Source organism: Bordetella petrii, from assembly GCF_017356245.1.
Classification (GTDB): domain Bacteria; phylum Pseudomonadota; class Gammaproteobacteria; order Burkholderiales; family Burkholderiaceae_B; genus Bordetella_A; species Bordetella_A petrii_D.
On the sequence record NZ_JAFMZZ010000004.1, the window covers coordinates 248,051 to 260,262 of the forward strand.

At 66.1% G+C, this 12,212-nt stretch carries 12 protein-coding genes; 9 read left to right on the forward strand and 3 right to left on the reverse strand.

What is annotated here, in order from left to right:
• Positions 1 to 38: 38 nt before the first annotated feature.
• From J2P76_RS19315 to J2P76_RS19340, 6 genes are read left to right on the forward strand one after another with little or no spacing between them, the layout of a single operon-like run.
• Complete coding sequence (locus J2P76_RS19315) at positions 39 to 869, forward strand: transporter substrate-binding domain-containing protein (RefSeq protein WP_207409473.1); 831 nt, start codon at positions 39 to 41, stop codon at positions 867 to 869.
• Positions 866 to 2,257 (forward strand): MmgE/PrpD family protein, encoded by a 1,392-nt coding sequence (locus J2P76_RS19320; protein WP_207409474.1) that lies wholly within the window; start codon positions 866 to 868, stop codon positions 2,255 to 2,257. The genes J2P76_RS19315 and J2P76_RS19320 overlap by 4 nt, the downstream gene beginning before the upstream one ends.
• Entirely contained in the window at positions 2,257 to 2,994 is a 738-nt protein-coding gene (locus tag J2P76_RS19325) for an amino acid ABC transporter permease (protein ID WP_207409475.1), read from the forward strand. Before J2P76_RS19320 ends, J2P76_RS19325 begins: the two co-directional genes overlap by 1 nt.
• A complete protein-coding gene (locus tag J2P76_RS19330; RefSeq protein WP_207409476.1) occupies positions 2,991 to 3,776 on the forward strand; it encodes an amino acid ABC transporter permease in 786 nt (261 codons plus the stop codon). The genes J2P76_RS19325 and J2P76_RS19330 overlap by 4 nt, the downstream gene beginning before the upstream one ends.
• A gap of 24 nt (positions 3,777 to 3,800) precedes the next feature.
• Positions 3,801 to 4,553 carry an amino acid ABC transporter ATP-binding protein gene (locus tag J2P76_RS19335; protein WP_242697619.1) on the forward strand — a complete coding sequence of 251 codons (753 nt, stop codon included), beginning with the start codon at positions 3,801 to 3,803 and terminating at the stop codon, positions 4,551 to 4,553.
• The gene (locus J2P76_RS19340) at positions 4,550 to 5,068 is read left to right on the forward strand and encodes a prolyl-tRNA synthetase associated domain-containing protein (protein ID WP_347565345.1); all 519 of its coding nucleotides are present in this window, start codon (positions 4,550 to 4,552) and stop codon (positions 5,066 to 5,068) included. The genes J2P76_RS19335 and J2P76_RS19340 overlap by 4 nt, the downstream gene beginning before the upstream one ends.
• A gap of 19 nt (positions 5,069 to 5,087) precedes the next feature.
• Here the strand turns inward: J2P76_RS19340 and J2P76_RS19345 are convergent, their stop codons facing one another.
• Entirely contained in the window at positions 5,088 to 5,495 is a 408-nt protein-coding gene (locus J2P76_RS19345; protein WP_207409478.1) for a hypothetical protein, read from the reverse strand.
• 131 nt (positions 5,496 to 5,626) lie between these two features.
• Complete coding sequence (locus tag J2P76_RS19350) at positions 5,627 to 6,514, reverse strand: LysR family transcriptional regulator (RefSeq protein WP_207409479.1); 888 nt, start codon at positions 6,512 to 6,514, stop codon at positions 5,627 to 5,629.
• Positions 6,515 to 6,680: 166 nt separating this feature from the next.
• Between J2P76_RS19350 and J2P76_RS19355 the strand changes: the two genes are divergently transcribed.
• The 3 genes from J2P76_RS19355 to tehA all read left to right on the forward strand — a co-directional run bounded on the left by J2P76_RS19355 (position 6,681) and on the right by tehA (position 10,053).
• Positions 6,681 to 7,676, forward strand: coding sequence for a Bug family tripartite tricarboxylate transporter substrate binding protein (locus J2P76_RS19355; RefSeq protein ID WP_207409480.1), 996 nt, complete (start codon positions 6,681 to 6,683; stop codon positions 7,674 to 7,676).
• A 39-nt stretch (positions 7,677 to 7,715) separates the two neighbouring features.
• A complete protein-coding gene (locus tag J2P76_RS19360) occupies positions 7,716 to 8,927 on the forward strand; it encodes an FAD-dependent monooxygenase (RefSeq protein ID WP_207409481.1) in 1,212 nt (403 codons plus the stop codon).
• A 121-nt stretch (positions 8,928 to 9,048) separates the two neighbouring features.
• The gene (tehA, locus tag J2P76_RS19365) at positions 9,049 to 10,053 is read left to right on the forward strand and encodes a dicarboxylate transporter/tellurite-resistance protein TehA (RefSeq protein ID WP_207409482.1); all 1,005 of its coding nucleotides are present in this window, start codon (positions 9,049 to 9,051) and stop codon (positions 10,051 to 10,053) included.
• 28 nt (positions 10,054 to 10,081) lie between these two features.
• Here the strand turns inward: tehA and J2P76_RS19370 are convergent, their stop codons facing one another.
• Entirely contained in the window at positions 10,082 to 12,115 is a 2,034-nt protein-coding gene (locus tag J2P76_RS19370) for a TRAP transporter permease (RefSeq protein WP_207409483.1), read from the reverse strand.
• Positions 12,116 to 12,212: the final 97 nt, after the last annotated feature.

Sequence of the window (12,212 nt, forward strand, 5' to 3'; positions counted from 1 at the left end):
CCTTCTGGCCCTGAACATTTCGACAACGGAGACAAACCATGAAGAAGACCTTTTCGATCCTGCTGGCCGCCGCGGCCACCGCGGGCATACTGAGCGCCGGCCAGGCGCATGCGCAAAGCGCGGTGCTTGACCGCGTCAAGAGCACGGGCGTGCTGCGCGTGGGCGTCAAGACCGACTACCGCCCCTTCGGCTTCCTCGACCCGAGCGGCAAGATCGTCGGCCTCGAGCCCGACCTGGCCGCGGACATGGCCAAGCGCCTGGACGCGCGCCTGGAGCTGGTGCCGGTACAGACCGCGAACCGCATCGAGTTCCTGCAGCAGGGCCGCATCGATCTGATGATTGCAACCATGTCTGTCAACGAGCAGCGGCGCAAGGTCGTCGGTGTCATAGAGCCCTTCTATTATGCCGGCGGAACCGGCCTGCTGATCCGCAAGAACGCGGGCATCAAGACGTGGAAAGACCTGGACGGAAAACCGATTTGCGGCACACAGGGCGCCTACTACAACCGCGGCGTCGCGCAGAAATACGGCGCGCGGATTGTCGCCTTTCCCGGCAATGTCGAAGCACAGAATGCCCTGTTGACCGGTTCTTGCATCGGCTTCGTGCAGGACAGCACGCTGCTGGCCTCGATCCTGGCAAGCGGCGATGCCAGATGGGCGGAATACGAAATGCCCCTGCCGGTGGAAGACATCACGCCCTGGGCGATCGCCGTACCGCTGGATGAGCGCGACAAGGCCTACGGCGACTTCGCCCGGAAGACCGTGGCCGACTGGCACCGCTCGGGCCTGCTGATTTCCCTTGAGAAGAAATGGGGGCTGCCGGCGACCGGCTTCCTGAAAGACGAGCAAGCCAAGGCGAAGTCGCAATGACCGCTATCCGCAACGAGCCTACGGACTTGGAAAGCCGTATCGCCCGCTGGGTTGTCGGACTTTCGCTGGCGGATATCCCCAAGCCCGCACTGGCCGTCGCGCGTGCCTGCATAACCGATGGATTGGGGGTCATGCTGGCGGGCAGCACCACCGCCGTGTTCGCGCAAAGCGCGATGCTGCCCCGCCTGGCCGGCGAATGCTGCCTGGCCGACGGCTCTGCCCGGGTGGATGCCCGCTCGGCTGCGCAAAGCAACGGCGCCGCCGGGCACGCGCTGGATTTCGACGACACGTGCTATGCCGGCATCGTCCACGGCACCGCCGCGGTGCTGCCCGCCGTTCTGGCGGCAGCGCAAGAGGCCGATGCCGATGGCGCCCGGCTGCTGGAGGCATTCGTGGCCGGCGTCGAGACCGAGTATGCGCTGGGCCTGGCACTCACGGACAGCCTGTACGAGCGCGGCTTCTGGGCGACGGCAACACTGGGCGTCATTGGCGCCGCGGCCGGGGCGGCAAAACTGCTGGGGCTCGATGCCCGGGCAACGGCCAATGCCATCCGCCTGGCAGCCAACCAGCCGATGGGCCTGCGCGTCACGCACGGCGCAAACGCCAAACCCTACCTATGCGGCGTGGCGGCGCGCACCGGCGTGGAAGCCGCCTACGCGGCCCGGGCCGGCATCGCCGGCCAGCCGGGCACCTTCGAACGCCCGCGCGGCTATGCCGGCGCGCTCAACGGCGGCGTGCTCGACACTCGCGCCATCGAGATGCTGGGATCGCGCTACGCCTTGGTCGACCCGGGTGTCGCATTCAAGCTTCGCCCCATGTGCTCGGCCATGCAGGCCGCGGTCGAAGCCGTGATCGCGTTGCGCGCCGAGCACGACTGGACGGCCGCGCAGGTCGAATCCGTGACCTGCCATGGCACTCCGCTGGTGGTTGCCAGCCTGCCTTATCGCTATCCTTCCCAGCCCAGCGAAGCGCAGTTCTGCATGCCGTTCTCGATCGCTTGCACACTGCTGCACGGCGACGTGCGGATCGAACACTTGAACGACGCGACCTTGGCGGACCCCATCCTGCAGCGGCTGATGCAGCGCGTCCAGCTGCTGGAAGACCAGGCGCTGGCGCCGCCCGGACAAGCCTGCGCCTGCCCGGAAGCCGCCCGCGTCGAGATCCGCCTGGCCGATGGCCGTTGCCTGTCGCACACCGTCCTGGCCGCCGAGGGCATGCCGCAACGGCCCGCATCCGAACACACCATGCACGAGAAGTTCATGGCTTGCGCCCTTTATGCGCTGGCGCCTGAACAGGCCCGGGCGCTCTGGGATTTCTTGCAGCGCCTGGAGCACCAGCCCGGTGTCCGCCGGCTATTGACCCGTACGCCCAGCGCCAGGAGCACCTGATGGACATCGCAGCATTCTTTTCAGGCCTGAACGATTCGCAGGGCATCAATCTGTCGATCTTCTACGACGACTACCATCGCGGCCTCTTCCTCGAGGGCATGCTCTATACCGCATGGCTATCGATCGCCTCCGTTGCGGGCAGCCTGCTGGTCGGCGCGCTGGGCGCTTATCTGCAGTACTCGGGCGGCGCCTGGGCACAGCGGCTGGTCAACGGCTACGTGCACGCCTTTCGCAACACGCCGCCGCTGATCCAGCTGTACTTCTTCTATTTCGCACTCGGCCCTACGCTGAACGGGCTGCTGCCAGGCATGCAACCGGCGGTCAGCAACGTTACATGGGCCATTGTCTCTCTCACCCTGTATGCGGGCGCCTTCAACGTCGAGATCTTCCGCGCGGGCATCGAGGCCGTGCCGCGCTCCACCATCGAAGCCGCCGACGCGCTCGGCATGAACGACAGGCAGATCTTCAGGCGTATCGTCCTGCCCCTATCCGTTCGAATCAGCCTGACCGGCCTGACCAACAATCTGGTCAATCTCATCAAGACCACGACCAACGCCTTCGCCATCGCGGTACCCGAAGTGCTGTACGCCTCTTCCCAGATCTGGTCAGAAAGCCTGAACGCGCTTGAGATGATGGTAGTGCTGCTGATGTTCTTCATGCTTGTGATCGGAGCCTTCACATGGTTGATGAGAATGCTGGAGCGAACCATCGCCGTACCGGGATGGGGAAACGCATGACACTGAAACACTCGATCAAGCGCCATCGCCGGCCATCCGGCCTGGCAAGCGCGGCAGTGCTGTCGTTGTCGCTGCCGCTGGCCGCGCAAGCCAGCGAGGCCGCCGAACCGGGCATCGCCGCGCTGGCCAAATGGATTCCCCTGCTCCTGAAAGGCTTCGCCGTGGATGTGGGCATCAGCGTGGCGGCCATGGCGATCGGCACCGTGCTGGGCGCCCTGCTCGGCATCGGGCAGGTCTCGCAACTTTCCTTCATGCGCAGGCTGTCCGGCTGGATCACGCAATTCTTTCGAAATGCGCCCTGGCTCGTGCTGCTGTTCTTCTGCGTGCTGCTGCTGCCTTACCAGATCCAGCTCTTCGGCTGGAGCATCCCGTTCCCCGCATCGGTCAAAGGCATTCTTGGCCTGATGCTGCCGGTAATGGGAAATGTCTCGGAGATCGTGCGCGGCGGCATCCAGTCGCTGCCGTCCGGCCAATGGGAAGCCGCCAACGCGCTGGCCTTCAGCCGCGGGCAGACCTTGCGCATGATCATCCTGCCACAAGCCGTCAAACGCATGGTGCCGCCCTGGATGAACATCTATGCGGTGCTGATGATGGCGACGCCGCTGGTTTCCATCGTGGGCGTGGAAGACAGCGTCACAGTGGCGCGGGCCGTGCTCTCGGCCGAAAACAGCACCGCCTTGCTGATGCCGGTGTATGGCCTGCTGCTGGTACTTTTCTTCGCCTACTGCTATCCGATTGCGCGCTGGACGCGCAGGCTCGAGAAGCGCTATGCGATCGCCTGACATCGATAATCCGAGGAGACAATGATGACCCAGAACGGCCAAGACGCAATCGTCCACATCGATGGCGTCAAGAAGGCATTCGGCGACAACCAGGTGCTGCGGGGCGTCTCGATGACCGTACGCAAGGGCGAGGCCGTCGCCCTGATCGGCCCGTCGGGCTCGGGGAAATCCACCTTGCTGCGTTGTATCAACGGGCTGGTGGCGCCCGACTCGGGGAAAATCCTGGCGGCCGGACACGCGGTGCATGCGCTGGCGGACAACGCGAAGCGCATCGCCCTGCGCAAGGACGTCTGCATGGTGTTCCAGCAGTACAACCTGTTCCCGCACATGACGGTGCTGCAGAACATCATGCTGGCCCCGGTCGAAGTGCTGAAGCAAGACCCCGGCGAAGTACGCGAACGGGCCATCGCGCTACTGGCCAAGGTCCGGCTGACGGGCAAGGAAAACGCCTACCCCGGCCACTTGTCGGGGGGCCAGCAACAGCGTGTGGCCATCGCCCGTGCGCTGGCCATGCGGCCCAGCGTGATGCTGTTCGACGAAGTCACCGCGGCGCTCGATCCCGAAACGGTCAAGGAAGTGCTGCACACCATCCGCGACCTTGTGCAAGAAGGCATGACATGCATCCTGGTCACCCACGAAATGGGGTTTGCACGCGAAGTCGCGCATCAGGTGTACTTCACCGATAAAGGCCTGATCGTCGAGCATGGCGCGCCGGGCCAGTTCTTCGATGCGCCGCAAGATCCGCGCACGCGCGAGTTTCTGGGGCACGTATTGTGAATGCAGACGCCGCCGGGGCCCGCGGCTCGCTGTTGGCCCTGCTCGACACATTGGATCTGGCGTATCGGGAAACCACCCACGAAGCAGTCTACACAATGGCCGAGTCCGCGGCGCTGAATGCGGCGCTGGCCGGCTGCCGCTGCAAGAACCTGCTGGTGCAGAACAAGAAAGGCACCGAGCATTTCCTGGTTGTGACAACGCCCGATGCCAGGGTCGACCTGGGCGAACTGGGCCGGCGGCTCGACGTCGGGCGGCTGTCGTTCTGCCCGCCCGAGACCATGCAGGCTCTGCTGGGCGTTGCACCCGGCGCCGCCAGCCCTTTTGCACTGGCGGCTGACTCGCTTGGCCAGGTCAAGCTCGTCATGGACGCCTTGCTGGAATCGGCCACGCACTTTCTGTTCCACCCGATGGTCAATACCGCCACGATATCCATAGGCAAGCAAGACCTGCTGCGATTTCTGGCCGCCATCGGGCACCCCGCGGCCTTCGTCGAAATCCCGCGGCGCGGCGCCTGAATCCCTGGGCCCCGCCCGGTCACTTCAACGCAGTGATATTCCAGTCGGTGGACGAAGACGCCGAAATCCGGAAATCGTGCACGCGGCCGGCCTGCACGTTCACGTCCACATAGCTGATCGGCCGCGTGGCGTCGCCCGCCTGCACACCCAGGTTGTGCGCGCCGGCCGGCACATACAGCTCGAGCACCCGGCTGGGTTTGACGTTGGCCACGTGCCGGCTGTCCAGGTACACCAGCACCGTTTTCTCGTGGCCCAGCACGCCGCCGTCCCGCGCGATCCGGACCGTGCCGCGATCCGCCGCGGGCGACGCCAGGGATGGGTCCAGGACGGCCGACGCGTCGGCCCGCGGCGCCTTGTCGACGTCGATGGCGGTCGTCGAGCAACCGGCTAGCAATACGAGCGCGCACACCGCAATATGACGGAGCATCTTCATTGTCCGATGTTGCTGAGATCGATTCCCTGTGTGGGTTTAACCTGTCCGACCGGCAGCGTCAATCGGGACTGACGCCCGGCCCCGGACGAGGCCGGACGATTGCGGTTCTGGCCGGCAGGCAGCCATCACGCCATGTATCCGGTGGCCACTTCCCCGAAGCACCTGGCAAACGCATCGATGCGATCCGAAGCGCCCTGCCCGGCCCGCGTGATGCAGTAGTAATCCACCGCCGCTGCCGGCGCGATCGGCACCAGCCTTACCTTCCAGCGCTTGCTGCCCACCGCCGCGAACGACGGCACCACGGCCTGGCCCAGGCCCGCCTCGACCAGGGCCAGCACCGTTTCCAGATGCGTAACGACGCGCCCCGGCGCATCGCCCCGCACGCCCAGGTGCTGGTTCACCAGCCGCTGGATGGGGTTCTCGTCGGGCAAGGCGATGAGGCTGTCGCGATCGATCTGCTGCCAGCGCACCGACCTGCGCCGGTCGCTTTCCACGCGCGGCACCGCCAGCGCCAGCCGCGCCGGGAACACCGTCTGCCGCCGGATGCCCGACACGCGCGTAAAAAACGCGCCGAACCCGGCATCCAGGTCGCCGCTTTCCACCCGCGCGGCGATCAGGCTGCGGTCCAGGTCCATCACATCCACCCGCAGCCGCGGCGCCAGCCTGTGCATGCGCTTGAGCACGTCCGGGATGACGCTGCAGGCGATCAGCGGCGTCACGCCGACACGCAGGCGATCGTGGCCGCCGGCGCCCAACGCCCCCAGTTGCGCCACTGCCGCGCCCAGGTCCTGCACGGTGCGCTGCGCCACCGGCAGCAGGCTCAGCCCCGCCGCCGTCAAGCGCACGGTGCGCGTGGTGCGCTCGAACAGGCGGCAGCCCAGTTGCGTTTCCAGGTCGCGCACCATGGCGCTCAGCCCGGCCTGAGAAATATGCAGCTGCTCGGCCGCCTTGGTAAAGCTGGCGTGGCGCGCCACCGCAAGAAAGGCGCGCATCTGGCGAAAAGAGAAATTCATGGTCGACGCACGAGGCCGGCGGGCGGAATCAAGCATTCATATTAACAAGCATTACTTGTCAATTTATCCAATATTGTTCTTTTACTTATTTAATGCGCTGCGTTGAAATAACGCATCGGCCCATCCGAGGCCGTCATTACCAAGACAGAGAGAAAGGAGACGAGGCATGTCGAACCTACCCGCAATTCCCGTGGCGCTGCACGCCGTATTCGCGCTGGCGGCCACCGCCGCGCTGGCCCTGGGGCCAGCCGTTCCTGCGGCCGCCGAAGGCTTTCCCGCCAAACCCATCACCCTGGTCGTGCCCTTCCCGCCGGGCGGCCCCACCGATACCAGCGCGCGCCTGTTCAGCAGCGTCATGGCCAAGAAACTGGGCCAGCCGGTCATCGTGGAAAACCGCGCCGGCGCCGGCGGCAGTGTCGGCACCGCCGCGGTCACGCGCGACAAGGCCGACGGCTACACGCTGCTGTGGGGCGGCACCAGCAGCATCGTGGTGGCGCCCGCCCTGTACACCAACTTGCAGTACGACCCTGTCAAATCGTTCACTCCCATCGGCATGGCCGTGCGCGGCCCGCTGATCCTGGTCAGCCGCCCCGAGCTGCCGGCCAAAGACCTGCGCCAGCTGCAAACCTACGCCAACAGCCACGACCTGACGGTCGCTTCGGCCGGCACCGGCTCCATCGGCCACCTGACGGCCGAAATGTTCAAGAGCGAGTCCGGCGCCAAGATGCTGCACGTGCCCTACCGCGGCGGCGCGCCGGCGCTTACCGATGTCATGGGCGGCCAGGTCGACCTGCTGTTCGACACCGTCACCCTGCTGACCCCGCAGATCCGCGCCGGCAAGCTGCGCGCCTACGCCGTCACCGGCAGCCAGCGCTACAGCGGCCTGCCCGACACGCCCACCGTCTCGGAAGTGATCGGCAAGCCTTTCGAGGCCTATTCCTGGTTTGGCCTGCTGGCGCCCGCCGGCACCCCGGCCCCCGCCGTGCAGGCGCTGACCGGCGCCCTGGCCGCCGCCGCCAAAGACCCCGAGGTCATCAGGCAGCTCAGCGCGCAGGGCCTGGAGCCCGTGGGCGGCACGCCGCAGGACTTCGCCCGGACGATTCGCGCCGATCTCGACAAATGGACCGGCGTGGTCCGCAGCGCCGGCGTCAAGCCGCAGTAAATGTAGACCCCATTCGAAACACCAGAAGGACAAACCACGATGCCCGACACCCCGACCCCCACCGTGCTGATCGCCGGCGCCGGCCTGGGCGGCCTGACCGCCGCGCTGGCCCTGCAGGCGCGCGGCTTTCACGTGCGCGTGCTGGAGCAGGCGGCGCAATTGCGGGAACTGGGCGCGGGCATCCAGCTCAGCGCCAACGCCAACCGCGTGCTGTACCGGCTGGGCCTGGGCCAGGCCCTGGAACGCGTGGCCAGCCCCGCGGCCGGCAAGCGCATCCGCCTGTGGAACACCGGCCAGACCTGGCCCCTGTTCGACCTGGGCGCGCAATCTGTGCAACGCTACGGCTATCCGTACCTGACTATCTACCGCGCCGACCTGCATCGCGTGCTGGTAGACGCCGTGCTGGCGCGCGATCCGCAGGCCATCGAACTGAATGCCCGGGTCGAAGCGGTGGCGCAGGACGGCGGGCAGGTCACGGCCACCCTGGCCGACGGCAGTACCCGGCGGGCGGATGTCCTGGTGGGCGCCGACGGCGTGCACTCGCGCGTGCGCGCCGCCCTGCATGGCCAGGACCAGCCCAGCTTTTCCGGCGCGCTGGCCTGGCGCGGGGTCATCCCCGCCGGCAAGCTGCCCGCGCATCTGCGCGAGCCTTATGCGGTGAACTGGGTCGGCCCCGGCGCCCACGTCATCCACTACCCGCTGCGCCGCGGCGAACTGGTGAACTTCGTGGGCATCCTGGAACGCGGCGACTGGCAGGTAGAGTCCTGGACGCAGCAGGGCACCATCGAAGAATGCGCCCGCGACTTCACCGGCTGGCACGACGATGTGCAGACGCTGATCCATGCGCTGGATACGCCGTTCAAATGGGCGCTGATGCTGCGCGAACCGCTGGCGCAATGGACGCAGGGGCGGATCACCCTGCTGGGCGACGCCTGCCATCCCACCCTGCCCATGCTGGCGTCGGGCGCGGCCATGGCGATCGAAGACGGATACATGCTGGCGCGCTGCCTGGACGAGCTGCCCGGGGATGCGGGGCAGGCGCTGCTGCGCTACCAGCAGCTGCGCGCCGCCCGCACGGCGCGGGTCGTGCGCGGGTCGGCCGAGAACGCCAAGCGGTTCCACAACCCCGAGCTGGCGCACGCGGCCGGCGCGGCGGCCTACGTCGAGCGGGAATGGAGCGAAGACCGCGTGAAAGAACGGTATGAATGGCTGTTTACCTACGACGTGGATGCGGAGGCCGTGGCGCAATAGACGCCAACCCCTGATTGACAGCCTTCGCCATCGGGCGCCTGGATGCGCCCTGCGCCTGGATGTATTCTGCCACTGCGGTTTCCTCGACCCTGAAACGCGTGACAGACTCGAAGGAACAATCATGGCCAAAAGAACAACGGCGCGAGCTTTTCCGCTGGTGCCGCCCTCGTTCTACGGAATCGTGCTGGGCCTGGCGGGCCTGGCAAGCAATTGGCGGGCCGCGCACGACGTCTGGTCCCTGCCGCCGGCCATCGGAGAAGCGCTGTACGCAGCCGCGGCCCTGGCATGGCTGGCCATCTCGGTTCTCTACGGCGCCAAATGGTTCACAGCGACCGCCGTCGCGCGGGAAGAGGCGGCCCATGCCATCCAGTGCTGCTTTATCGGACTGGCCGGAGTTGCCACCATGCTCGTCGCGCAAGGGGCGCTGCCCTATTCGCGCTCGGCGGCCATCGCGCTGTTCCTGCTGGGCACGCTGTTCACGGTGGCGTTCGGCCTGTGGCGCACGGGCCTGCTGTGGCAGGGTGGGCGCGATGCCACGGCAACCACGCCCGTGCTGTACCTGCCGCTGGTCGCCGGCGGATTCGTGTCGGGCATCGCCGCGGCCGCGCTGGGCTACCGCGAATTCGGCCAATTGGCGTTCGGCGCCGCGCTTTTCACATGGCTGGCGGTCGAATCCGTGCTGCTGCACCGCCTGTACACGGCCGCGCCCCTGGCCACGCCGCTACGGCCCACACTGGGCATTCAGCTGGCGCCTCCGGCCGTGGGCGCGGCATGCTACCTGGCGGTAGGCGGCGCGCACGCCGATCTGTTCGCCCACATGCTGGTCGGATACGCCCTGCTGCAGGCCTTGTTGCTGACGCGGATGATACGGTGGATAGCCGAACAGCCATTCGGCGCCTCGTACTGGGCTTTCACCTTCGGCGCCACGGCCTTGGCCGGCGTGGTCATCCGCCTGTCGGGCGAAGGCCAGAGCGAACTCTTCTCGTTCCTGGCGCCCATCCTGTTCCTGCTGGCCAACGCCGTGGTGCTGGGCATTGCCGCCGGTACGCTGTGGCAGTTGTTCAACGGTACATTGCTGCCTCCGGCGGCGGCATCCCAGGTGCCTGGCCCTGGCCAGGCGCGCTGACCGATGCGCCGCCTTCGCCCGAGACAACTCAGGCCACCGCCGGAGGCCGCGCGCGGCCCCGCCGCCAATGCCAGACCAGCGCGATCAGCACCAGGCCGAATCCCACCACATCCGCCATTCCCCCCGGGTACACCAGGGCGAATCCGGCAATGCAGAACAGGACACGCTCGAACATCGTGGCGCGCGCCAGCAGCCACCCCTGGAAGCCCACGGCCAGCGCGAAAATGCCCGCGGCGGCCGTTACCGTCACTTCGGCAATCGACCACCAGCTTGCCGTCGCCAGCGCCTTGGTCGAACCCATCAGCAGCAGGCCCTGGCCGGTGGGGTCCAGCACGAAAATGAACGGCACCAGGAATGCCGGCATGGTGTATTTCCAGCACTGCATGGTGGTCTTGTAGGGATCGCCGCCCGTAATCGCCGACGCCGCGAATGGCGACAGCGCGGTGGGCGGCGACACTTCCGACAGCACCGCGTAGTAGAAAATGAACATGTGCGCGGCGAAGTCGGGCACGCCCAGCTTGATCAGCGCGGGCGCGGCAATAACGGCGCAAATAATGTACGAGGCCGTCACCGGAACCGCCAGGCCTATCACCCACACCACCAGCGCGGTATAAATGGCCGTCAGCAGCAGCGACCCGCCCGCGTAGTCGATGACGATGCCGCTGAACTTCAGGCCCAGGCCCGTCAGCGTCACCACGCCCACGATAATGCCGGCGCCCGCACAGGTCGTGCCCACGCCCAGCATGCCCACCGACCCCGCTTTCAGCGCCTGGATCAATGGCGACTGAAAGAAAAGCTTCGATATCGAGCCCTTGCCGCGGAACAGGTCATAAGAAATCATGGCCGTGTCGGGGCGCAGGAAGCTGGCCAGGAAAGACACCACGGTCGCCCAGAACACCGACAGAACCGGCGAGAACCCCCACATCATGAATGCCACGATGGAGATCAGCGACAGGAAGTGGAACCAGTAATGCCTGGTCAGGTTCCACACCGTGTCGACCTTCTCGAAAATGATGTTGCTCATGCCGTACTTGCGCACGTCGATCTCAACCATCAGGAACAGCGCAAGATAAAACAGCGCGGTCGGGATGACCGCCATCAGCAGCACATCCAGGTACGAAATCTTCAGGAACTCGGCAATGATGAACGCGGCCGCGCCCATTACCGGCGGCGAAATGATCGCGCCCAGGCCGCCCGCGGCCAGCAGGCCGCCCGCGGCGTTGCGCTCGTAGCCCACCTTGGCCAGCATCGGCCAGGCCACCGTGCCCAGCGTCACCGTGGTGGCCACGCCCGAACCCGACGGCCCGCCCAGCAGGAACGACGCCAGCACCACCGTGCGCCCCGCGCCGGCGGGCTTGCCGCCCATGGCCGAGAACGAAAAATCAATATAGAACTTGCCCGCGCCCGAATACTGCAAAAACGCCCCGAATATCGTGAACAGAATGATCAGCGAAGACGACACGTCCACGGCCACCCCGTATATGCCTTCCAGGGTCATGTACATGAAGCCCACGATGCGATCCACGCCATAACCCTTGTGCGTCCACGGGTGCGGCAGGTATTCGCCAAACACCGCATAGGCCAGGAAGCAGATCGAGATAACGGGCAATATCCATCCGATCGTGCGGCGCATGCTTTCCAGCACCATCAGGATCAGCGCCACGCCGAATACGATGTCCCAGGTATTGGGGCTGGTATTGCGATCGGTGAAATCGTCGCCGCCCACGATCAGGTACACCGCCACGGCAATCGCCACCAGCGCCACGGCCCAGTCCCACCACATGATGCGGTGCCGGAACCGCTTGCTGACCGGGAACATCAGGAAAGACAGGAACAGCACGAATGCCACGTGTATGGGGCGCAGCGTCTGCGTCGGCACGATGGCGTAGGCGGCATACAGGTGAAACAACGACATGATCACCGCCGCGGCGGCCAGGAATATGCCCAGCCAGCCGCCCATGTGATTGGCGGCGCCCTCTTCTTCTTCGATGTATTGCTCGGCCTTGCGCAAGGCCTCGTCGCTGACAGCGGCCGTGGAAGTCGGTTCAGCGGATACATTCATACTGGTATTCCCCCGGGATGGAGTCCGGCATCTGTGTGCCTTGGCGTTGTCGTTGGGCGAGCCATGTAAAAAATGCCCCAACCGCGCGGTTGGGGCA